Genomic DNA, 22,671 nt, shown 5'->3' with positions numbered 1-22,671 from the left:
TATTGGCCTGACGGGGCAAAGATAGGAGGCTACAGCGCGGCATGCATCGCCCTGACCCGCAAAGATTATCTAGCGTGCCCGATACGCCGCCCGATACGCCACACGGTGTGCCTGCTGCGCCGGCCATCGCCGCACCCGGCCTGATCGCGTTCGCGGCGCTGGTGGTGGCCAACGTCGCGCTCGCTTTCGGGCCGTGGTTTGTCCGCGCGACCGAGGTGGGGCCGGTCGCCGCAGGGTTCTGGCGGCTTACGCTGGCGGTGCCGTTCCTGGTCGTGCTCGCAGTCCAGCAAGGCGCGCGGCCGATGCGGCTTGGCTGGAAGCTGTGGGCCGGGCTGCTCGCGGGCGGGGTGTGCTTCGCCGCCGATCTCGGCACCTGGCATCTCGGGATCCTGCGCACCACACTCGCCAATGCGACGCTGTTCGGTAACGTCGCGACGCTGATCTTCCCGATCTACGGCTTCCTGATCGCGCGCAGCTGGCCGACGCGGACCCAGGCGTTCGCTTTGGCCTTGGCGGCGGCGGGTGGCGCATTGCTGCTCGGCCGCTCGTATCAGCTCGACGCGAAGAACCTTGCCGGCGATCTGTTCTGCCTGCTCGCGGGCGTGCTCTACACGGTCTATTTCATCCTGATGGCGCGCGCGCGTGCGACGCTCGCGCCGGTCTCGGCGCTGACGCTGTCGACGCTGGCGGGCATCGCGCCGCTGCTCCTGTTCGCGCTGGCGATGGGCGAGCGCGTGCTGCCGGCTCACTGGACCCCGCTGATCGGGCTAGCGCTGTGCAGCCAGGTGCTGGGGCAAGGCCTGATGATCTACGCGCTCGGTCGCTTCACGCCGTTGGTGATCGGCATCGCGCTGCTGATCCAGCCCGTGGTGGCGGGGATCGTCGGCTGGCTCGTCTATGGCGAGCGCCTCGGCACCGCGGATCTGGTCGGGGTGGTGATGGTCGCGGCGGCGCTGGTGCTCGTCCGGCGAGGCGCCCCTCTTGAAGACACGCTTGATACGCCTGATTTTGAACGGCAGGAGACGGTATGACCCAGGACCTTACGCTCGACGAAATCCGCGCCCTGCTCGCGCCCGGCATCGCCGCCAACGCGGCGTTCGATGGCTGGAGCGACGCCGCCCGCGACATGGCCGCGCAGGCCGAGCGGGTCGATACTGACATCGCCGCGCTCGCGTTCAAGGACGGGCCGGTCGACATGATCGACGCGTGGTTCGCGCATATCGACGGCGTGATGCTCGCCGCGGTGCCCCCCGAACGTCTCGCGCTGATGAAGGTCCGCGAAAAGATCACCGTACTGGTCGAGGCGCGGCTCGATGCGACGTCGGCGGATCGCGAATCGCTGCGGCGCGCGCTCGCGATCCTCGCGCTCCCGCAGAACCTGGCAAAGGCGACGCGGCTCGGCTGGCGGACGGTCGACACGATCTGGCACGCGGCGGGCGACGTCGCGACCGACTATAATTACTACACCAAGCGGACGATCCTGCTCGGCGTGTACGCCTCGACGATCACGATCTTCCTCGACGACGAGAGCGAAGGCCTCGCCGAAACGCGTGCCTTCCTCGGACGCCGCATCAATGGGATCATGCAGTTCGAAAAGGCCAAGTCCGGTTTCCTCAAGCGAACCGAGCATGGGTTCAGCCTGTCGCGATTCGTCGGTCGCCTGCGCTATCCGACGGCTTGAGCGCGGTACCGAACCCCGTCATCCTGGGCTCGACCGAGGACCCAGAACCCCGAAGGGTGCGCTAAGTGGCTCTGGGTCCTGACTTTCGTCAGGATGGCGGGACGGCGAGGCGATGGTAACCAGCGGCGGTTAGGGCTTCCCTTCCCCGAGCGTTACTGATAATCACTCGCATCATGGACATGCGCCCCGATCGATCCGTCAGCCTCGAAACCCTGCCGCGCAAGCAGCATGCGATTGTCGCCGCCATCGAATGGGCGCGACTCGCAGGGCCCGAGGCGCGCCGCCTGCGCGAACTCGGTTTCGACGAGGGTGTCGATGTCGAGGTGCTGCACCGCGCGACGCTGGGCCAGGGCCCGATCGCCTGCCGGATCGGCCGCATGACCGTCGCGCTGCGTCGCGCCGTCGCGGGCGCGATCCAGGTCTCTCCGATGCCTGCCGCGGCCGAATAATCCTTTAGAATGAACGCAGCACCGCTGGTCGCGCTGGTCGGCAATCCCAACGCCGGCAAGAGTGCGCTGTTCAACGCGCTGACGGGTGCGCGGCAGAAGGTCGGCAATTATCCGGGCGTCACGGTCGAACGCAAGGTCGGGCGGCTGATGCTCGACGACGGGCGGCCGGTCGAACTGGTCGACCTGCCCGGCGCGTACAGCCTCGAGCCCTCCTCCCCCGACGAGCGCGTCACGCGCGACGTCGTCACGGGCACGCAGGATGGCGAGCGCCTGCCCGACGCACTGGTCGTCGTCGTCGACGCCGCCAATCTCGACAATCACCTGCGCTTCACGCTCCAACTGATCGCGCTCGGCCTGCCGGTGGTGGTCGCGCTCAACATGGTCGATCTCGCGGAGCGCGACGGCCTGAAGCTCGATCCCAAGGTGCTCGAACGCGAACTTGGCGTGCGCGTGATCCCGACCGTCGCGGTGCGCAAACGGGGCCTCGACGAACTCAAGGCCGCGCTCTCCGGCATCGTCATCAACGGCCCGATGCGGCTGCGCAAGTCCGACGGCAGCGTGCAGGACGACATCGTCACGCTCCAGCGCCGCGCGCGCCAGATCGCAACCGCCGCGACCGTATCAGAAACGACCGTCCGCCGCTGGACGCACATGCTAGACGCGGTCGCGCTGCACCCCGTCGCCGGGCCGATCCTGCTGCTCGCGATCATGTTCTTGATGTTCCAGGCGGTGTTCAGCTGGGCACAGCCGTTCATGGACGCGATCGACGCAGGGTTCACCGCGTTGCAGGCGTTCCTGACGGCCGAACTCGCCCCGTCGCTGCTCCGCTCGCTGCTGGTCGACGGCGTGATCGCGGGGGTCGGCGCGGTGATCGTGTTCCTGCCGCAGATCCTGATCCTGTTCCTCTTCATCCTCGTGCTCGAGGCGAGCGGCTACATGGTCCGCGCGGCGTTCCTGATGGACCGCGTGATGGCGAGCGTCGGGCTGTCGGGGCGTGCGTTCATCCCGCTGCTGTCGAGCTTTGCCTGCGCGATCCCCGGCATCATGGCGACTCGGACGATCGACGACGAGAAGGACCGGCTGACGACGATCCTGATCGCGCCGCTGATGACGTGCTCCGCGCGGCTGCCCGTCTACACGCTGATCATCGGCGCGTTCATTCCCAACACGCAGGTCCTCCCCTTCGTCGGGTTGCAGGGGCTGGTGATGCTCGGGCTCTACGTGATGGGGATCGTCGGCGCGTTCGTCGCCGCACTGGTGCTGCGCCGGACGGTCACCAAGGGCGTGTCGTCGGGCTTCATGATGGAGATGCCCAAATACCAATGGCCGCAGTGGCGCGACGTCGGCATCGGGCTGTGGAGCCGCGCGCAGATCTTCCTGAAGCGCGCGGGCGGCATCATCCTGACCTCGACGATCATCCTGTGGGTGCTGCTGAGCTTCCCCAAGCCGCCTGAACAGCCCGCGGGTGCGCCGAAGATCTCCGCGGTCGATTATTCGATCGCCGGCCGGATCGCCAACGGCATCGCCCCCGTGTTCGCACCGATCGGTTTCAATCGCGACATCGTGCTGGCGTTGATCCCGGCGATGGCCGCGCGCGAGGTCGCGGTCGCGGCGATCGGCACGGTCTATGCGATCGACGATCCCGACAGCAACCAGGGCGGCAAGGCGATGGTCGAGAACCTCCGCGGCCGCTGGAGCCTGCCCACCGCGCTCGCCTTCCTGATGTGGTTCGTGTTCGCGCCGCAGTGCATTTCGACGATCGCCGTCACCCGCCGCGAGACAAACGGGTGGAAATGGCCGGCGTTCATGGTTGGCTATTTGTTCGCCGCCGCGTACATCATGGCCGGTATCACATACTGGTTAGCGGTAGCCGCTGGTTTGTAGGTGATGCACTGAGCGGAGTCCAAATCCGTTCAAGGCGTAGGTCCTGGTCCTTCTCCCCAGAAGCGATCACCCAATCCATCGGGTAATTTGCACCCAGGTCCTACGCCGTTACCTTCTATGCGTTCATGCTCGTTGGAGCAATCAAACCTTACTAGTGGAGTCCTGGGTTCGTGGCAGGCAGCGTCAACAAGGTCATCATCGTCGGCAATCTGGGTCGCGATCCGGAAAGCAAGGCGTTCCAGAACGGCGGCAAGGTCGTCAACCTGCGCATCGCGACGTCCGAGTCCTGGAAGGACAAGATGTCGGGCGAGCGCAAGGAAAAGACCGAATGGCATTCGGTCGCCATCTTCAACGAGGGCCTCGCCAACGTCGCGGAAAAGTATCTGCGCAAGGGCTCCAAGGTCTATATCGAGGGCGCGCTCCAGACCCGCAAATGGCAGGACGCGCAGGGCCAGGACAAATACTCGACCGAGATCGTGCTGCAGGGCTTCAACAGCGTGCTGACGATGCTCGACGGCCCGAACGGCGGCCAGGGCGGCGGCGGCGGCGGTGGCGGCGGTAGCCGCGGCGGCGGCGACGACTGGGCCGGTGGTGGCGGCGGCAACGACTTCGGCGGTGGTTCGTCGGGCGGCGGCGGCGGTTACGGCGGCGGCGGCCGTGGCGGCAGCGCACCCTCGGGCGGCGGTGGCGGCGCGCGCGGCGGCAGCTTCGGCCAGACCGGCGGCTTCTCGGACGATCTCGACGACGACGTGCCGTTCTAAGGTCCGTGACGACGCCGTATTCCGTTCCAACGACCGCTTTGTTCGACGAGGCCGAGCGCTCCCGCGTGATCTCGGCCTACGACATCGCCGGTGCGCGTGCCAAAGGCCAGCTGGACGACATCGTGTCGTTCGCGGCCGAATTGTGCGGCGCACCGGTTGCGTTGCTGAGCCTCGTCGAGGAGGAATATCAGCGGTTCCTCTCGCGCACCGGCACCGATCTCGAACAGACGCCGCGCAGCATGTCGTTCTGTGCGCACGCGATGCACCATCATGACGTGATGGAGGTGCCCGACGCGCGCACCGATCCGCGCTTCACCGACAACGCGCTGGTGACCGGCGCGCCGTATGTCCGCTTCTATGCCGGTGCGCCGCTCGTCTCGAGCGAAGGCGTTCCGCTCGGGGCCCTGTGCGTGCTGGCGCCCGACGCCCGCGACGGGCTGACGCGGTTCCAGCGCGATGGGCTGACCTTACTCGCCAAGGCGGCGATGGGGCGGCTCGACGATCGCCGCACCGCACGCGAGCAAGCCCTTGCCGAGACCGAGGCGCGGCGCACGCTGGAAGCGAGCGACCTGAAGTTCCGCACGCTGGCCGACACCATGCCGCAGATGGTGTGGTCGACGCTGCCCGACGGCTTCCACGATTATTATAACGCGCGCTGGTACGAGTTTACCGGTGCGCCCGCGGGCACCACCGACGGCGAGGGATGGAACGGCATGTTCCACCCCGAAGACCAGGATCGCGCATGGTCGATCTGGCGCCAGTCGCTCGACACCGGCGCGCCCTATGCGATCGAATACCGGTTGCGGCATTTCGACGGGACCTATCGCTGGGTGCTGGGCCGCGCGCTGCCGGTCCGCGACGAGAGCGGCGCGATCCTGCGCTGGTTCGGGACGTGCACCGACATCCACGAACAGAAGCTCGCCTATGAAGAGCGCGAGGTCATCAGCCAGGAGCTGAGCCACCGCATCAAGAACATCTTCGCGGTGATCGCCGGGCTGATCGCGTTCGCCGCGCGCGGGAAGCCCGAATTCGCACCGATCGCGACCGACCTGCGCCACCGCATCACCGCGCTGGGCCGGGCGCACGACTTCGTCCGGCCGCACAGCGCGAACTCGCGTCCCACCGCTGCGCAGAACAGCCTGCACGGGCTGCTCGAAGAGCTGTTCGAGCCCTATCAGCGTGTCGATGGCCGGCGCGTGACGGTATCGGGCGACGATGTGACGATCGACGATCGCTCGGCCACGCCGCTCGCCTTGCTGTTCCACGAGCTGGCGACCAACGCGACCAAATATGGCGGGCTCGCCACCGAACTCGGCAGGGTACGGATCACCGTGGCCGCGAACGACGCCACCGTGACGCTGACCTGGTGCGAGGAGGGTGGGCCGGTCGTGACCGAACCGACGACGCCCGCCGGTTTCGGCACGCAGCTCATCGAAATGAGCGCGGTGCGGCAGCTTGGCGGCACGATCGAGCGTCGGTGGAACGGGTCGGGCCTGACCGTCGCGCTGGATATCCCGAAGGCGGCGTTCAGCCGTTAGAGGATGCGGATGACGTCGTCATGGACGACGCTCTCCTCGTCGCAGGCGAGCGCGGCGGCGGCGAGTATCGCGGCATCGCTGAACGGCTTGCGGATATAGCCAAGGCATTCCGCATCCCCGATCTGCGAGGGGTTGGCCGTCACGAACACGACTTTGACGCCGTAATCCGCCGCCATCCGCCTGGCGATTTCAGGACCGGTGGGTCCGTCGCGCAGATTGATATCGACAAAGGCGAAGCTGCACCCGGGCGCCGCCGCGATCGCGCTCTCGCGGTCAGCCGCAATTCCCGCGACGTCGTACCCGGCGTCGGTGAGGATTCTCTCGAGGTCGAGTGCGACGAAAATCTCGTCTTCGACAATGAGGGCGGTGTTGGTCATCGGCGAGGTAACCAGTCGCTAACCGATGAGTTCCCTGTCAATCTTAACATAAGTCAGTATTTACCGGCGGCGTGTTACATTTTTGCCGCAGCGGTTTCACCGCCGCAGCAGGAAGACGGCGTGCTCGGCCAGAAGATTGGCGGTGCCCGCGCCGGTGCGCGTCTCGCCCGACAGGAACCACGCGTCCTCGACGATGATGCCGCGCGCCTTCACGAAGCTGCGGAAATCGTCGATCGTGACGTGGTGGATATTGGGCGTGTCGTACCAGCTTTCGGGCAATTGCCGCGTCACCGGCATCCGGCCCCCCCACAGCAGCGACAGCCGGACTCGCCACTGCGCGAAATTGGGGAAGCTGACGAACGCGCGCCGTCCGATCCGCAGCAGATGATCGAGCACCAGATCGGGCGCGCGTGCGGTCTGCAGCGTCTGGCTGAGGATCGCATAGTCGAAGCTCGCATCGGGATAGCCCGCCAGATCGATGTCCGCATCGCCCTGGATCACCGACAGCCCGCGGGCGACCGCGGAGGCGACGTTACGCGCGTCGAGCTCCAGCCCGCGCGCGTCGACGCCGCGCGTGTCGCGCAGCGCCGCCATCAGCGCGCCGTCGCCACAGCCGATATCGAGCACGCGGCTGCCCTGCGCGACATGCTCGGCGATGACGGCGAGATCGGTGCGTAACGTCATGGTGCGGTCCGTAACTGATCGGCAAGCCCGGGGGCGAGGCGCTCCATATAGCGATCGGCGCGGACCAGCGGGTGGAAGCCGAGCCCCGCATAGACGCCGTGCGCATCCGCGGTGACGAGCCCGATCCGCCGCAGCCCGGCAAATAACGGATGATCGAGGAACCAGCCGACCATCCGCCGCCCCAGCCCCTGCCCGCGCACCGATTCCTCAACCCAGACGTCCGCCAGCCATGCAAACGTCGCATGATCGGTGATCATCCGCGCGAAGGCGACCTGTTCGTCGTCGCGGTACGCGCCGAGGCAGTGCGATCCGGCGATCGCGCGTTCGACGAGCGCGCGCTCGATCCCCGGCGACCAGTAGCTGCTCGCCAGCCACCCGTGGATGCGGTCGATCTGCAACCGGCTCGCGTCGTCCGAAAGGATGATGGTCATCGCCCCGCCCTTAGAAATCCGTCGACGACCCGGTTGAGATCGGGCGCCTCGAGCAGGAATGCGTCGTGGCCATACGGGCTAGACAGTTCGACGAAGCTGACCGGCGCGCCGGCGGCGTTGAGCGCCTGGACGATCGCACGCGACTCCGCCGTCGGATAGAGCCAATCGGTGTCGAAGCTGACGAGGCAGAACCGCGATCTGGTCGCGCGGAAGGCGTTGGCGAGCAGCCCGCCATGCTCCTCGGCGAGATCGAAATAATCCATCGCGCGCGTGATGTAGAGGTACGAGTTCGCATCGAACCGGTCGGTGAAGGCGAGGCCCTGGTGGCGCAGATAGCTCTCGACCTGGAAATCGGCATCGAACCCGAACGATTTCGCGTCGCGCGCCTGGAGGCGGCGGCCGAATTTCTCGGTCAGGCCGGCTTCGGACAGATAGGTGATGTGCGCCGCCATCCGCGCGACCGCGAGCCCCGCGGTCGGCGCCGAATCGTCGTGATAGTCACCGCCGCGCCAATTGGGATCGGCCATCACCGCCTGGCGCCCGACCTCGTGGAAGGCGATGTTCTGCGCGGTGTGGCGCGCGGTCGAGGCGATCACGACGCACGCCTTCACGCGCTCGGGGAAAGTCGCGGGCCAGCTCAGCGCCTGCATGCCGCCCATCGATCCGCCGACGACCGCGTGGAGCACGCCGACGCCGAGATGATCGAGCAGCATGGCTTGCGCGCGGACCATGTCGCGGATCGTGATGACCGGAAACGCCATCGCCCAGGGCCGCCCGGTCGCCGGGTTGACCGTCGCGGGGCCGGACGAGCCCATGCAGCTGCCGAGCACGTTGGCGCAGACGACGAAATGGCGCGCGGGGTCGATCGGCTTGCCCTCGCCGACCATGCGCGTCCACCAGCCGGGCTTGCCGGTGCGCGGGTGGTTCGAGGCGACGTGCTGGTCGCCGGTCAGCGCGTGGCAGATCAGGATCGCGTTCGAGGCGTCGGCGTTCAGCGTGCCATAGGTCTCGTACGCGATATCGACCGGCGACAGCAGCACGCCGCCATCGAGCCTGAGCGGCCCCGGCAAAGTGACGCGGCGCGCGAGGCCGAAGCGGCGGTCGGTCACGGGGTCGATGGTCGCAGGATCGAGCATGCCGCGCGCTACCATAAGCGGCGGCTGTCACACCAGCGCGGCGTCCAGATCCGCGATCCTCCCCGTGGAGAGAGGATGACGGGAGCGAAACCTCGCGTCCGCGAGGCCACCGGGACACACAAGCATTTGCCACCGCGGCACCGTGCCCGCTATGCCCCGCGGCCATGACAAACATCATGCCCGCACCCGCGCCGAAGCCCTGGATCATGGGGATCGCGCCGTACACGCCCGGCCGCTCGACGACCGACGATGGCCGCAAGGTGATCAAGCTGTCGTCGAACGAGAATCCGCTCGGCACCAGCCCCGCCGCGAAGGCCGCGTTCGACGGCGCCGACCGGACGCTCGAACGCTATCCCGATGCGGGCGCGGTCGAATTGCGCGAGGCGTTGGCGGCGCAGTACGACCTCGATCCGGCGCGCGTCATCTACGGCACCGGCTCCGACGAGATCCTGCATCTCGTCGCGGGCGCCTATGCGGGCCCCGGCGACGAGATCATCCATGTCCGCTATGGTTTCGCGGTGTACGAGATCGCGACGCGCCGCGTCGGCGCCGAGCCCGTCATCGTCGACGACCGCGACTATGCGACCGACGTCGATGCGATCCTGGCCGCGGTCACCGAGCGCACCCGCGTCGTGTTCGTCGCCAACCCGAACAACCCGACCGGCACGTTCACGCCGCGCGCGGAAATCGCGCGGCTGCATGCCGGGCTGCCGCGGTCGGTGCTGCTGGTGATCGATCAGGCCTATGCCGAATATCTGTCGCCCGAGGAGGACGATGCGGGGCTCGCGCTGGCGATGACCGAGGCAAACGTGCTCGTCACGCGGACCTTCTCGAAGATCCACGGGCTGGCCGCCGAGCGGATCGGCTGGGGCTATGCCTGCGCGCCGATCATCGACGCGATGCACCGCATTCGCGCGCCGTTCAACGTGACCACCGCCGGCCAGGCCGCCGCGGTCGCCGCGCTCGCCGACACCGGCTTCGTCGATGCGACCCGCGCGCACAACGACACGTGGCGCGGCTGGTTCGTCGAGCAGATCGGCCAGATGGGCAATGCGGGGCTGCGCTGCGTGCCGTCGAAGGCGAACTTCGTGCTGGTGCTGTTCGAGGGCAACCTGACCGCCGACGCCGCCTATCACGGGCTGATGGAGGCGGGGTACATCGTCCGCTGGCTGCCAAGCCAGGGGCTGCCCAACGCGCTGCGCATCACGATCGGCACCGAAGAGGAGACGCGCGGCGTCACCGCGGCGCTGCGCGACCTGGTCGAGCGGGCCTGATGCTGCCGTTCGCGCGCGTCACGATCATCGGGCTGGGGCTGATCGGCTCGTCGGTGGCGCGCGCGGTGCAGGAAACGATGCCGACGGTCCGCGTCACCGGCTACGACGCCGATGCGGGCGTGCGTGAAGCCGCGGACCGGTTGCAGTTCTGCGACGACGTCGCGGACTCGGCGGGGGCCGCGGTGATCGACGCGGACCTCGTGATCCTCTGCGTGCCGGTCGGCATCATGGGCGACGTCGCGCGCGAGTTCGTGGCCGAACTGCCAACGGATGCGATCGTCAGCGACGTCGGCAGTTGCAAGGCCGAGATCGTCCGCGCGCTGACCGACGCGCTGCCGGGCGCGACGGTGATCCCGGCGCATCCGGTCGCCGGTACCGAACGGAGCGGCCCCGAAGCGGGCTTTGCGACGCTGTTTCGCCACCGCTGGTGCATCGTCACGCCCCCCGAAGGCGCGGATGCGGTCGCGGTCGAGCGCGTCGCCGAATTCTGGCGCCGGCTCGGCGCGCAGGTCGAGACGATGGCGCCCGAGCATCACGACCGCGTCCTCGCCGTCACCAGCCATTTGCCGCATCTGATCGCCTACACGATCGTCGGCACCGCGGGTGACCTCGAGGAGGTGACTCAGTCGGAGGTCATCAAATATTCCGCGGGCGGCTTTCGCGATTTCACGCGGATCGCGGCGTCGGACCCGACGATGTGGCGCGACATCTTCCTCAACAACCGCGAGGCGGTGCTGGAAATGCTCCAGCGCTTCTCGGAGGATCTGAGCCAGCTCCAGCGCGCGATCCGCTGGGGCGACGGGGACGCGCTGTTCGACCTCTTCACGCGGACCCGCGCGATCCGCCGGAGCATCGTCGAACAGGGCCAGGACGACGACGTCCAGGATTTCGGCCGCACGCACGAGTGAAATTCCCCACCCCGGCGAAGGCCGGGGCCCAATTGGGTAGGCCCATGTAACGACGCGCAACGCCCGTTCGCCACGTCCCCCATTTGGGCCCCGGCCTTCGCCGGGGTGGTGGGATGTTAATCCAGCGCGTTCATCGCCGCATGGACCCGCTCCTCCGCCTCCTCGCGCGGCAGGCCCGGCGGCACCACCTCGCCGAAGCGGAAGGTGATCACCCCGGGCCGCTTCAGCCCCTTTTTCGGCCACACCAGCCCGCTGTCGCACGCGATCGGCACCGTTGGCATCTTCAGCGCGCGGTACAGCCCCGCAAAGCCGGGCTTGAGCGGCGGATGCTCCCCCGGCGATACCCGCGTGCCTTCGGGGAAGATCAGGATCGAGCGGCCCGTCGCCTTGGCCGCGGTCGCCTCGCGCATCATGCTGCGCATCGCCTTGGCCGACGCCTCGCGGTCGACGACGATCGCGCCGTAGCGCCGCGCCGCCCACCCCCAGGCCGGAATATCGGCGAGCTCGCGCTTGAGCACGATCGCCGGGCCGTCGAGCATTCGCTGCAGCTCGAGCGTCTCGAACATCGCCTGGTGCTTGCAGGCATAAAAGGCCGGCTCGGTCGGCCTGGTCCCCTCGATCCGGACATGCACGCCGAGAATCACGCGCGCGCACCAGCGGTGGAACCGAGTCCAGATCGTCGAATGCACGATCACCGCGCGCGACCCGAACAGCGCCGAGATCGGCACGCTCACCACGATCGGCACCGATCCTGAGTAGAAAACGAGCATGAACGCCCAGTTGCGCAGCCAAATCATCCGCCAAATCCAATCCACAACGCGATCCGGCGAAGGATCAACTTGTTATATTCGTTGACCAGCGTCCCCAGCCGAGGCGTGCCGGGCACCCCGTCGCCAAGGATCACCACCGACGTGTCAAGCGCCGCCGCCAACTCCATTCGCGCCCGCGCGAGGTGCCAGTCCGACGTCACCAGCCGCACCGAACGGTATTTGTGCACGCGCACCCACCGCGCGGTCTCCTCGGCATTCGACCGCGTATCGACCGCCTCGCGACCCAGGTCGACACAGCAATCGAACACCGCCGGCGACGTGCGATATTCGAGCGCGAGGTCGATCGGCCTCACGCCGGGCGCGACGCCGGTAACCAGCATCCGCTTAGCCTGGTGATCGCGCAACAGCGCGAGGCCACGGTCGATCCGCCCCGGCCCGCCGGTCGGCACGACGATCGCGTCGGAGGTGAAGCCGTTCAGCGGCTCGGGCAGCATCAGCATGAACACGGCAAAACCGAACGCCCAGGCAAGCCCCATGATGCCAAGCAGCCGGACGATCACAGGATATGCCTCAGCGCGCGGACGATCGTCACGCGCGCAGCGAGCGTCGCCAGCACGACGAACGCGACCGGCAGCAGCGCAAGCGCGATCCAGTCGATCCCGCCGAGCGTCACCCCGCCGAGCAGTTCGGAGCCAAGGCCGTGCAGCCGGACGCCGATGAACGCGACCACCAGCAACGCGGCGAGCCCGCCGCCGACGCCGCCGATCATCGCGTCGAGCGCGATCCGCCGCTGGAACAGCCGCGCGACCTGAAGATCGGTCGACCCGAGCATGTGCATCACCCCAATCGTCGCGCGGTGCGTCTCGAGCCCCGCGCGCGCGGCGAGCACGACGACCGCCGCCGTCGCGCTTGCCATCAGCATCACCAGCGCGAGCGCGAGAAAGGTGAGCGTGCGCATCACGTCGTTGACCGGCGACATCCAACTTTCGTGGCGATCGACTCGGATCGCCGGCCCGAACCGGCGCAATGCGGCGGCGACGCGCACGGCCGCCGCCTCACCCGAATCGCCAAGGTCAACATCGATCATCGCCGGCACCGGCAATTGCGGATCGGCGCCGTCCGCGCCAAGCCAGGGTTGCAGCAACCGCGTGAGGTCCGCGCGGTCGACGGGCACGGCGCGTGCCACCCCGGGCATCGCCCGCAACGCCGCGAGCACCCGCGCCGCGGCACCGTCCCGTCGCACCGGATCACCCTCGACGATCTGCACCGTCAACCGCCCCGCCAGCTGCCGATCCAGCAGCCGCGCCGCCCCCGCAGTCGCCAGCCCCAGCGCCGCGGCGAGCATCGTCAGGAACAGCATGATCGCCATCACCCATGTCATCGCGCGCAGCCCGCCCGCTTCGTCGAGCACGCGCCGTTCGGCCGAGGACCGTGCCTTGGTGGCGCCGCTCATGGATCGGGCCGCGTCGGCGGATAGCGCAGCGAGCCCGTCGGATCGAGGAGCCGCCCACGATCGAGCCGCATCATCTGCGCGCCCGGGATCCGCCCGAGCAGGTGGAAGTCGTGCGTCGCGACCACCACGGTCGTGCCCAGCTTGTTGAGCGATTCGAACAGATGCAGCAGCCGCTCGGCCATATCGGGATCGACATTGCCGGTCGGCTCGTCCGCGACGAGGATCTCGGGCCGCGCGATCACCGCGCGCGCGATCGCGACCCGCTGCTGCTCGCCACCCGACAGCGTCGCCGGGCGCGCATCGGCACGATCGCCGAGCCCGACCCAGGCAAGCATCTCGCGCACCGGCTGCTCGATATCCGCCTCGGGCATCCCCGCCACGCGCAACGGCAGCGCGATATTGTCCCAGGTTGACAGATGCGGGACCAGCCGGAAATCCTGGAACACCACGCCGATCCGTCGCCGGAATCCGGGCAGACGATCGCGCGACAACACCACCGCATCCTCGCCGAAAAGCCGGATGACGCCACGGGTCGGGCGTTGCGCGAGGTACAGGAGCTTGAGCAACGAGGTCTTGCCGGCACCACTGGCACCGGTGAGGAAATAGAACGCGCCGCTGCGCAGAGTGAAGCTGACGTCCGACAGCGTCTCCGGCCCAGCGTCCGGTCCCGTGCCGTAGCGAAGCCCGACATTTTCGAATTGGACGATATTCGCCATGACGTGGTTGCGCCCGCTCTCGCCCGCTTGATGCCCGTGCCAATGCCCGTATCGGCGCTTTCGCATGAAAGCGCGCGCCGCTTCAAGCTTGCCACATATGCGGACAGCGTGCTTATTCGGCACAAGAACGGTCGCGCTCCGGCGGCCGCTGGTGAAGCGTATCCATGATCCTCCAATGTCCCGAGTGCAGCACCCGCTATCTGGTGCCCGACAGCGCGATCGGGACCGAGGGTCGGACCGTACGCTGCGCCAATTGCCGGCACAGCTGGTTCCAGGCCGCCACGCCGGCGGCCGAGGATGCGCTCGACCTGCCCGAACCAACCCCGCTTGCGCCCGCACCGCCGCCGCTGGCGCCTCTGCCGCGCGCGTCGGTGACCGAGCCTGCTGACCGATTCGTGCCATTCGGCGCCGCTACGCCCGTGGCCGCGGCGCCGGTGACGCCTGCTCCTGCCACCCCGCCCGCCTTTACGCCTCCGTCCTATGAAGCGCCGGCCTTTGCGGCACCGAGCTATGACGCGCCGACATTCCCGCCGATTTCCGACCAGATTGCGTTCCGCCCGCGCCGCAATATCACGCGGCGCTGGACGATCGTCGCGGTGCTCGCCGGGTTGCTGATGCTGATTGCGGCGTCGGCGATCGTCTATCTCGGCGCACCGGGCGTTGCGGCCAAGCTGGGCCTCGGCAGCCAGAGCGACGAAACGCCGCTCCGGCTTCGCGACAACCCGATCGAACGGCGCGAGCTGGACAATGGCTCAGAACTGTTCGCGGTAAGTGGGCAGGTCACCAATCCTTCGGACCAGCGCCAGCGAGTCCCCGACATCCGCGCGGAACTCCGCGATGCGCAGGGCAGGCTCGTGTACAGCTGGACGATCACTCCGCAGCAGCGGACGCTGGCGCCGGGTGGGGCGATTGATTTTAATTCGGCGACACTGAATGTTCCCGCAAATTCGAAGCGGCTGGAGCTGAGTTTTGCGGGCGAGGCGACCCGCTAGTCGATGTGCAGTCGGCGGCGGACAATCCAGAACCGGGCTGCGTGGAGCAGCGCGGCGGTGACCATGCCCAGCCCCGAGGCATAGACGAGCGCCATCGGTCCGACGCCCGCATGCACCATCCACCAGCCCGCGCCGCCGGTGACGACGAAATAGGCGATAATGCTGTTCGCGCCCGCCACCACCTGATCGCCGAGCGAGCGCAGCGCATAGACCAGCACGACCTGCGCGCCGTCGAACAGGATGAACGGCGCCCATAAAGGCAGCATCGCCAGCGCGACGCCGTGGGTGGCGAGATCGGCCGGAAACGCCGCGACGATCGGCCCGCGCGCGACGACCAGGACGATCCCGCACAGCCCCAGCGCGAGCATCGACAGGCCGGTGGCGATCAGCGCGCGCACGATCCCAGCCTTCGGATCGCCCTCGCCCACCGCGTTGCCGACGCGGACCCCGCAGGCCGAGCCGAGCCCCAACGCCAACCCGAACGTCACGTTGTGGACCGAAAAGACGATCTGGAACGCATGCGCGACATCGTCGCCGAACCGGGTCGACAGCGCGATCAGGATCGAGAAGCCCGCAAGCTCCAACCCCGAGGCGATCGCGGGCACGATCCCGAACACCGCAAGCGCGACGATCCCGGCGGGCACACCGCGCCACGCCGCCAGGTCGAGCCGCCGGACGCCGCGCTCAGTCGCGCGCGGCACGCTCAGGGCGGCGGCGATCATCCCGACCGCGCCGAGACCCGAGGCAATCGCGGTCGCGGTCGCGGCACCGACCGCGCCCATCGGCGAAAAGCCGAGATGCCCGCCCGACATCGCCCAGGCGAGCAGCGCATTGAGCGGCAGGATCGAGAGGTTGACCACCGCGACCCGGCGCGGCCGGCTGACACCCTCCAGGAAGAAGCTGGCGGCGACGATCATCAATTGCGGCGGATAGGTGAGCGCCATCACGCGCACGACTCGCCCTGCCGGCGCGACCAGTGCGGGCGCGACGCCGATCCCGGCCAGCATCGCGTTCGCGAAGGCGAGCATGACGCCGCCCACCACCAGCCCCAGCAGCAGCCCGAGGACGAGGCCCTCGCGCAGCACCTGCCCGGTACGCGGCAGATCGCCGGCGCCATCGGCGCGCGCGGCATGGACGAGCACGCCCGACAGCCATGCCAGCCCGGTGACGATCGCGATGAACGTCAGCGAGCGGCTCGCGCCGAGCGCCGCCACCTCATGCGCGCCGACCAGCCCGACCACGATCACGTCGGTGACATGCAGGATCGTCCAGTTGAGGCTGGTCAGCATCACCGGCCAGGCGAGCGCCAGCAAACGTCGCGTTTCGGCGCTGGTATCGGTCGAGAAAAGGACGTTGGGCATGGTTTGCGGTACCGGATGCGGACTTTATCGCAAAGCGCGCGCAAAGGCCGTTGCGTGAACCCGAAAGCCTTGCTAGTGGCGCTCGCCTACCAGCTGCCGGGTCCGCCCGGTTATGTTTCATGGGCGGCCATGGCGGAACTGGTAGACGCGCAACGTTGAGGTCGTTGTGGGCGAAAGCCCGTGGAAGTTCGAGTCTTCTTGGCCGCACCATTTTTCCTGACAGATAGAGCATCCCTTTCGAGGGCCACCCGTTTCGTTCCGGTCTCGGGAGGAGAACAGCCATGAGTTCGATCGACGACACGATCATCGACACGCCCGAGGGCCCGATGACGTTCGCACAGTGGAAGAAGAAGAACCCCGTCCAGCTGCCCTCGCGCCGGACCAAGGGGAAGAAGCTGCCCAACAAGGTGAAGCTGACCACCGACGAGGTATAGGTCGCGCGGTAGGGTGGCGGCCTCGTTCCAAGCCACCGTCATCCTGACGAAAGTCGGGACCGAGAGCCGTTAGGACGATGCCTGAAACTCTGGATCCTGACTTTCGTCAGGATGACGGAGAGCACGGTCAAGCTGACCACCGACGAGGTGTAGGTCGCGCGGTAGGGCGGCGGCCTCGTTCCAAGCCACCGTCATCCTGACGAAAGTCAGGATCCGGGGCGGTGAAGGACGACGCCTCGAAACTCTGGATCCTGACTTTCGTCAGGATGACGGATAGCACGGTGAAGCTCACCACCGACGGGACGTAGACGGCGCGGTAGAGTGGCGGTCTCGGTTCAAACGACTGTCATCGAGACGAAAGTCAGGATCCAGTGTCGTGAAGGACGACGCCTGGAACCCTGGGTCCTGACTTTCGTCAGGATGACGGAGGCCTCAGTAAAGCTTACCACCGACAAGATTAGGTCGCGCTGCAATCCTCCCCCGCAAGGGGGAGGATCTAGTGCCGGCTTATCGCAGCCCCCGACCCATGCCGTGCGCGAATCATCCGGGCCTGGAACTTCACTCGCTGCCAGAACGTCGCATCGTCGAGCCGCCATTGCCGGATCGCCTGGGTCGCCAGCGTCTCGATCAGTGCCTCGCTGCTCGCCGCATCCTGTTTGGCGAATTCGCGGGCAAGCTCCTCGACGCACGGGCCGTGATCGGCGAAATCGCGCGGTGGCGTCATCTGTCTCTCTCCCTGTGGATCATCGCCGTCCGCCGAACAGCGCGCGCGTCGCGCCGCCGATCGTCGCCTGATCGAATTTCAGCCGCATCGTGACGTACGGTCCCTGCCGCGTGTACCGGTCGTCCTCGAAATCGCGGTCGCGGTAGCCGGACACGTTGTAGCCCGCGCTGATCCACGTGTTCTGCGCCGGCGACACGCCGACCGACGGCCCGCCGCTCCACGACCAGGCGCCGCGCGACCAGGCATGCTGCGCCGATCCGCTGACGCCGACGTCGAACCGCGTGCCGATATCGTGGCGCAGTTCGAACCCGGTGACGTCGATATACCCGTCATAGGTGTCGTCGGCGAACCGCCCCGCGACGTATTTCGCGCCGTAATACAGCGTCGCCTCGGTGCCATGGCCGAGGCCTTCGGGGCCGGTGCGATAGTTCACCGCGAGGTTGTTGATGATCCGCGACGTCACCTGCTGGCCGCCGCCATAGGCCGGCACGCCCAGCACGTTGGAGTCCGAGAACCCCGCATCCGCGCTTTCATGCCGCAGTTCGAGCCGTTCAAGCAGCGACCAGCGGCTGTCGAGCGGCCGGAAGGCGAGCGCGACGTCGGCGGTGGCATAGGTCGCGACGGCGCCGCTCCGGTCGGTGATCGTGTACGCCTTGATGCTCGACGCGAGCGTCTTGCCCTGCCCCAGCGTGCGCAGGAAATTGGTGGTCAGCCCCCAGCGATCGCCGCTGTCGGCGTTGCGATATTCGAGCCGGCCATTCACCGACCAGCGCGCCTGGCGATAGGTCGCCCCCAGCGTCACCGCGGCATAATCACCATTGGTCTGGTCCTGGCCGACATAGCCGCCCGAGGTGACCGGCTGGAACGCGTTGACGACCGCGCCCTCGGGTATCGCGCCCTTGAGCGTGTTGCTGGCGTCGAGCGTCCCGTCGACCGTCCAGTTCTTGCCGAGCGGCACCGACTGGCTGAGCCCGTATTGCGCATAGGTCCGCGCGCCATTCTCGCCGATCGCCTGCTGGTTGAGCGTGCTCATCAGCTTGGCGCCGGTCCAGGGCGCGACGTCGACGCCGAACTGCTTGGTATGCGCGACATAGCCGTCGCCATTGGCGATCTCATACCCGCCGATCAGGCGGATGCCGGGCTTGATCCGGTAGGCGAGCTGGATCTGGTGGCGAACCGGGAAATCGACGCTGTCGGCATCCCCGCCGGGTGCGAACTGGGTCTGGCCGGTCAGCGTCACCTTGTCACCGAACAGCAGCTGCGTACCGCCGAGCGTGAGCAACCGGCTGTCGCGGTCCTTGCCGTCGAGCCCACGATCCGCCGCATATTGCCCGCCGACGAAGATCGTACCCGTGTCGCGGCGATATTCGATCCGAACATCGCCTGCGGTCCGGTTACCCGCGCTGGCGAGCTGCTGCTGGTGCCACACGAGACCCGTCACGCTGATCCGGTCGGTCAGCCGCAACCGGCCGTCGAGCCCGAATTTGCGCGTGCCCGCCTCGACCAGATTCTGCTGGCCGACGCCGAAGGATGCATCCTGCTGGCGGGCATAAGCGAGCAGGTCGAGCCTGGTCCCGTGATGATCGACCTCGGCGAGATACGCCAAGCCCTGCCCGAGCCCGCCGCGTCCGCCCTTGGCGATCTCGCCGCGCAGTTCGGTGCCCGCGCCGACGCGCGCCTTGATGTCGGCGCCGAGGACGGTCGCGTTGGTGCCGGCGGTCTCGTCGCGGATCGCGGCGACGCCGACCTCGACCCGGCCCTCGGCCAGCTTGGTCGCGACGCGCGCGGCGGCCGCCAGCTTGGCCGAACGGCCGCCCTCGACCTCGTAATCCGCGACGATGAAGACCGGATTCAGATTGCTGTCGCGGCTGAGGATCGGCTGGCGGAAGCGGACCGTGCCCATGCCTGTGTCGATGTCATAGTCGATGTGACGGGTGAGCTGCGTCGTCGCGACGATCAGCTCGGAGCGGAAGCGGTCGCGCGTCTCGAGCCGCAGCTTGTCGCTGTTGGGGACAATGTTGCGCCCCGACAGGCGATACGGACCGCTCAGGCCGTTGCCCTGGATCTCGTCGCGCGAATACAGCGTGTCGGTGTTGGCGGCGAACCCGGTCGCGCGCACCCGCTTGCCTTCATAGGCGGTCTTCACGCCGTTGAGCGTGCGGTTGTAGCGGGTCAGCTGCGCGTCGGTGAAGCCGGTCTCGAAATCGCCGAACAGCGCGTAGAATTCGCGACGCTCGAGCCGCAGGTACAGCTTGCGCCGGGTCGCGGCGTCATAGCCCTGGCGCGAACCGTCGCCATAGACGGTGTAATAGCGATCGGGGTCGATCGTGCCGAGCAGCCCGCGATCGGGGTCGTATTTGCGGTCGCTGTCATAGGCGATCGTCGCCAGCCACGACCCCTTGACGCGCCCCTTGGCGTAGAAGGCGAGCTGGCCGTCGGTGACGACGCTGTTGCGCTGCGCGCGCGGCAGGCCCGACTGGCGCTTGCTGAGCATGTCATAGCCGATCGAGCCCGCGCCGAACCCGACCACGACCCAGTCCTTCGCAGACGCGGCGAGCCAGGCGCGAATCTCGTTGCGGTGGACGACCTTGTCTTCGGTCAGCGAGACGATCGCGTGGACCGCGCCCGCCTGGGTCGTCGGCTGGAGCGCGATGAAGGCCAGGCCGTTATCGCCGACCACCTGTGCGGTCGTCGACGACCGTTCGCGACCGGCAAGCTGGCGGCCCTGTTCGAGCTCGGCCTCGACCGCGGCGGTATAGGGCTGGTCGACGGTGAACGGGACGAGCGTACCGGCGCGGACCGGACGGCCGGTCTTGTCGGTGACTCGCACCGCGATCAGCGGGCGGGTGAGGCCATCGGCGACGAGGCGGCTGCTGGCCGCGTCGACCACCGCGCGGACGCCTGCACCCGCATAATAGACGCTGCGGTCGATCGTCTTGACGACGCTGCCGTCCGCGGCGAGCACGCGCGCCTGGATGCGATTGTCGCCATCGATCAAGGGGATACCCGTCCAGCGCGAGACCGCGATCTCGGTCCCGTCGCGCAGGTCGGTGCCGTCGAACGCGAGCGGCTCGACCGGCTTGCCGTTGATCGTGAGCGCGACACGCTGGCCGGGCATGTGCTTGACGACCGCACGGACGATCGGCGCGCGCGGGTTGTGGTCGGCGGCGGGGAACAGCCAGTCGATTCCCGGAGTCTGGCCGGCACCGAGCCAGTCGCGGCTGCCCGCGGCGGTGGCGTCGTCGAGGATCGCGACGGGGAGCGCGGCGTTCGCAGCGGCGACCTTGCCGGTCGGCTTGAGCTGGAAGTCGACGCGCTTGAGCAGGCCGCCATCGCCCTCGACGAAGCGCGAGATCGGGCTGTTCGCCTGGCGCGTATCGATGTCGCAGGCGACCGGTTCGTGCGTCGCGGGGATGCTCGACGTGTCGATCTGGACGACGTGACGGCCGGCGCGGACGCCCTCGAAATGGTACAGCCCGTCGCGATCGGTCGAGACGAACGTGCCGTCCTCCATCAGCAGGCGGATTCCGGGCACGCCCTTGCGCTTGTCGACCGGATCGCCGCAATTCCCCTCGGTCACGCGGCCGATGATCGTCATCGCGTCGGTGAACAGCAGCGGGCGCAGGCGGACCGATGCCGCCGCCTCGTTGCTGGCGACGCTGCCCTGCCCGATGACGCGCGCGCGATTGAGCGCTTCGCCGGTGGGGGCGCCGGGGGCGATGCTGACGACGTATTTCAGCTCGGTCGTGGCCCCCGCGGCGAGCACGGGGATCGCGAAATCGAGGGTGCGGCCGTCGCTGGAGACGGTCGGCTCGTCACCGCCGCGCGCGGACCTGCGCTCGTAGCGCAACCCTCGCGGCAGCGTGTCGGCGACGCGGAGTCCGCGCGCGGGGACCGAATCGCGGTTGGTGATGCGCAGCAGATACTGGACGAAATCGCCCGGCGCCGCCTCGCGGACGGAGGCGATCTTGGTCAGCAGCAGCGCGCCGCTGCCGGGGGCGTCGAGCGGGATGTCCGCCGAAAAGGGCTCGGGCGTCGACAGCGTGAATATCTCGCCGAAACTGGCGTCCTTGAGGATGAACGCGGCGCCCTTCGGGTCCCTGAGCGCCGCCAGCGCCGCGCGATCGGCGGTCGAGGGCGCGATATAGGTGCCGGGTGGCGCGACCTTCAGGGCATAGCGGCCGGGTGCGGTCAGCGGAAAGCGATAGCGCCCGGTTTCGCCGGGATAGACTCGCCCGCTCGCATCGGTGACGCTCTCGCCCGTCACCATCGTCGAGGGATAGCGGCTGACGCCGTCGTCGCCGAACACGGTGGCGGGCTGCCCGGCCTCGTCGACCAGCGTCACGGTCGCGCCGTCGACCAGCGCGCCGGTGCGTGAATCGAAGGTATAGCCGGCCGGATCGATCAGGATCGACGCGGTCGAGCCGAAGCTGAACTCGTCCTCGGTGAAGCTGAGCGTGATCTTTGCGCCGCGGGTGCGCACTTCGCAGGGTTCGAGTTCGGGGTATCGGCCGGTTTCGGTCGAGGGAACGCCGCCTGCGAAGATGCCGCTGTCGGGCGTGGTCTCGGTCAGCGTCAGCATGACCTTGTTCTCGCCGATATCGGCGGTGATCATCGACGTTTCACGGACCGCGGGATCCCGGTTGCCGGCCTGGTTGTCGAGCACCAGGATCATGTCCGCCTTGACGTCGAGCGCCGCGACCCGGGGCGCCGCCGCGAAGGTGGCCCCGTCGATCGGCGCGGGGGTGAAGGCATAGGTCGGCGCGGTCTGACACTTTGCCCCGGTGAACGCGTAATTGGGCGGTGCCAGCCGGAAGGAGAGCGTCGTCGGACGCTTGCCGCGGTTCACGTCGAGCGAAACCGTGTTGGACGGGACGGTTCGTATCCCGGAGTCGCTGGCCGCGTCGTCGAACGACAGCGTTGCGGTATTCTGGACACGAATCGTCTGCGCCGTCGCCGGGACCACACCAAGGGCGGGGCCGAGCAACAGCGTCGGAATGAGGGCGCACAGGCGCAAGAGGCGACGGGAGCTGGACATAAGGGCCCCTTTCCCGGCACGCGTCGCCACGCGCCGGGATCGGTCGTTCCTTGTTCGCGA

General features: G+C 68.0%; 21 protein-coding genes and 1 tRNA gene. 11 read left to right on the top strand and 11 right to left on the bottom strand.

Annotated elements, in window-relative coordinates; translation table 11 throughout:
• Window positions 1-74: 74 nt before the first annotated feature.
• The 6 genes from C8J26_RS01180 (at window position 75) to C8J26_RS01155 (ending at window position 6,313) form a co-directional block, all read left to right on the top strand.
• Window positions 75-1,031, top strand: a complete 957-nt coding sequence (locus C8J26_RS01180) for a DMT family transporter (RefSeq protein WP_244185104.1) — start codon at window positions 75-77, stop codon at window positions 1,029-1,031.
• On the top strand, window positions 1,028-1,681 hold the full coding sequence (locus C8J26_RS01175; protein ID WP_107956402.1) for a COQ9 family protein: 654 nt from the start codon (window positions 1,028-1,030) through the stop codon (window positions 1,679-1,681). Before C8J26_RS01180 ends, C8J26_RS01175 begins: the two co-directional genes overlap by 4 nt.
• Before the next feature lie 179 nt (window positions 1,682-1,860).
• Entirely contained in the window at window positions 1,861-2,130 is a 270-nt protein-coding gene (locus C8J26_RS01170; protein WP_416354520.1) for a FeoA family protein, read from the top strand.
• Window positions 2,131-2,139: 9 nt separating this feature from the next.
• Complete coding sequence (gene feoB, locus C8J26_RS01165) at window positions 2,140-4,014, top strand: ferrous iron transporter B (RefSeq protein WP_107956401.1); 1,875 nt, start codon at window positions 2,140-2,142, stop codon at window positions 4,012-4,014.
• Window positions 4,015-4,184: 170 nt separating this feature from the next.
• On the top strand, window positions 4,185-4,775 hold the full coding sequence (ssb, locus tag C8J26_RS01160) for a single-stranded DNA-binding protein (RefSeq protein WP_107956400.1): 591 nt from the start codon (window positions 4,185-4,187) through the stop codon (window positions 4,773-4,775).
• Between the two features lie 38 nt (window positions 4,776-4,813).
• Window positions 4,814-6,313, top strand: coding sequence for a sensor histidine kinase (locus C8J26_RS01155; protein ID WP_107957002.1), 1,500 nt, complete (start codon window positions 4,814-4,816; stop codon window positions 6,311-6,313).
• Here the strand turns inward: C8J26_RS01155 and C8J26_RS01150 are convergent.
• From C8J26_RS01150 to metX, 4 genes are all read right to left on the bottom strand, one after another.
• Window positions 6,310-6,690: a response regulator gene (locus C8J26_RS01150; RefSeq protein ID WP_107956399.1), complete on the bottom strand. Its 381-nt coding sequence runs from the start codon at window positions 6,688-6,690 to the stop codon at window positions 6,310-6,312. The two genes, C8J26_RS01155 and C8J26_RS01150, sit on opposite strands and share 4 nt — an antisense overlap.
• 96 nt (window positions 6,691-6,786) lie before the next feature.
• On the bottom strand, window positions 6,787-7,374 hold the full coding sequence (metW, locus tag C8J26_RS01145) for a methionine biosynthesis protein MetW (RefSeq protein ID WP_107956398.1): 588 nt from the start codon (window positions 7,372-7,374) through the stop codon (window positions 6,787-6,789).
• Window positions 7,371-7,805 (bottom strand): GNAT family N-acetyltransferase, encoded by a 435-nt coding sequence (locus C8J26_RS01140; RefSeq protein ID WP_107956397.1) that lies wholly within the window; start codon window positions 7,803-7,805, stop codon window positions 7,371-7,373. The genes metW and C8J26_RS01140 overlap by 4 nt, the downstream gene beginning before the upstream one ends.
• A complete protein-coding gene (gene metX / locus C8J26_RS01135; protein ID WP_107957001.1) occupies window positions 7,802-8,941 on the bottom strand; it encodes a homoserine O-acetyltransferase MetX in 1,140 nt (379 codons plus the stop codon). Before metX ends, C8J26_RS01140 begins: the two co-directional genes overlap by 4 nt.
• A gap of 176 nt (window positions 8,942-9,117) precedes the next feature.
• Between metX and hisC the strand changes: the two genes are divergently transcribed.
• Both hisC and C8J26_RS01125 read left to right on the top strand, forming a co-directional pair.
• Entirely contained in the window at window positions 9,118-10,215 is a 1,098-nt protein-coding gene (gene hisC / locus C8J26_RS01130) for a histidinol-phosphate transaminase (protein WP_107957000.1), read from the top strand.
• Window positions 10,215-11,123 carry a prephenate/arogenate dehydrogenase family protein gene (locus C8J26_RS01125; RefSeq protein ID WP_107956396.1) on the top strand — a complete coding sequence of 303 codons (909 nt, stop codon included), beginning with the start codon at window positions 10,215-10,217 and terminating at the stop codon, window positions 11,121-11,123. The genes hisC and C8J26_RS01125 overlap by 1 nt, the downstream gene beginning before the upstream one ends.
• 116 nt (window positions 11,124-11,239) lie before the next feature.
• Here the strand turns inward: C8J26_RS01125 and C8J26_RS01120 are convergent, their stop codons facing one another.
• The 4 genes from C8J26_RS01120 to ftsE are packed head-to-tail and all read right to left on the bottom strand — an operon-like array spanning window position 11,240 to window position 14,062.
• Window positions 11,240-11,920, bottom strand: coding sequence for a lysophospholipid acyltransferase family protein (locus tag C8J26_RS01120; RefSeq protein WP_107956395.1), 681 nt, complete (start codon window positions 11,918-11,920; stop codon window positions 11,240-11,242).
• Window positions 11,917-12,453 (bottom strand): YdcF family protein, encoded by a 537-nt coding sequence (locus C8J26_RS01115; protein WP_056419155.1) that lies wholly within the window; start codon window positions 12,451-12,453, stop codon window positions 11,917-11,919. Before C8J26_RS01115 ends, C8J26_RS01120 begins: the two co-directional genes overlap by 4 nt.
• Window positions 12,450-13,346 (bottom strand): cell division protein FtsX, encoded by an 897-nt coding sequence (locus C8J26_RS01110; RefSeq protein ID WP_107956394.1) that lies wholly within the window; start codon window positions 13,344-13,346, stop codon window positions 12,450-12,452. The genes C8J26_RS01115 and C8J26_RS01110 overlap by 4 nt, the downstream gene beginning before the upstream one ends.
• The gene (ftsE, locus tag C8J26_RS01105; RefSeq protein WP_107956393.1) at window positions 13,343-14,062 is read right to left on the bottom strand and encodes a cell division ATP-binding protein FtsE; all 720 of its coding nucleotides are present in this window, start codon (window positions 14,060-14,062) and stop codon (window positions 13,343-13,345) included. Before ftsE ends, C8J26_RS01110 begins: the two co-directional genes overlap by 4 nt.
• Window positions 14,063-14,226: 164 nt before the next feature.
• Between ftsE and C8J26_RS01100 the strand changes: the two genes are divergently transcribed.
• Window positions 14,227-15,054 (top strand): MJ0042-type zinc finger domain-containing protein, encoded by an 828-nt coding sequence (locus C8J26_RS01100; RefSeq protein ID WP_107956392.1) that lies wholly within the window; start codon window positions 14,227-14,229, stop codon window positions 15,052-15,054.
• On the opposite strand, the gene C8J26_RS01095 is transcribed toward C8J26_RS01100, so the two are convergent.
• Complete coding sequence (locus tag C8J26_RS01095; protein ID WP_425275386.1) at window positions 15,051-16,415, bottom strand: MATE family efflux transporter; 1,365 nt, start codon at window positions 16,413-16,415, stop codon at window positions 15,051-15,053. The two genes, C8J26_RS01100 and C8J26_RS01095, sit on opposite strands and share 4 nt — an antisense overlap.
• A gap of 123 nt (window positions 16,416-16,538) precedes the next feature.
• Here C8J26_RS01095 and C8J26_RS01090 point away from each other — a divergent pair.
• Both C8J26_RS01090 and C8J26_RS20325 read left to right on the top strand, forming a co-directional pair.
• Window positions 16,539-16,625: transfer RNA gene (locus C8J26_RS01090), tRNA-Leu, on the top strand.
• Window positions 16,626-16,696: 71 nt separating this feature from the next.
• Window positions 16,697-16,849 carry a hypothetical protein gene (locus C8J26_RS20325; RefSeq protein WP_165391702.1) on the top strand — a complete coding sequence of 51 codons (153 nt, stop codon included), beginning with the start codon at window positions 16,697-16,699 and terminating at the stop codon, window positions 16,847-16,849.
• A gap of 496 nt (window positions 16,850-17,345) precedes the next feature.
• Here C8J26_RS20325 and C8J26_RS01085 read toward each other — a convergent pair whose 3' ends face one another.
• On the bottom strand, window positions 17,346-17,573 hold the full coding sequence (locus tag C8J26_RS01085; protein WP_056419170.1) for a hypothetical protein: 228 nt from the start codon (window positions 17,571-17,573) through the stop codon (window positions 17,346-17,348).
• A gap of 19 nt (window positions 17,574-17,592) precedes the next feature.
• Complete coding sequence (locus C8J26_RS01080) at window positions 17,593-22,611, bottom strand: DUF11 domain-containing protein (RefSeq protein WP_107956391.1); 5,019 nt, start codon at window positions 22,609-22,611, stop codon at window positions 17,593-17,595.
• Window positions 22,612-22,671: the final 60 nt, after the last annotated feature.

This window comes from Sphingomonas aurantiaca, assembly GCF_003050705.1.
GTDB classification, from domain to species: Bacteria; Pseudomonadota; Alphaproteobacteria; order Sphingomonadales; family Sphingomonadaceae; genus Sphingomonas; species Sphingomonas aurantiaca.
The sequence above is the reverse complement of the archived record's forward strand: the minus strand, read 5'-3'. Positions and strand labels throughout refer to the sequence as shown.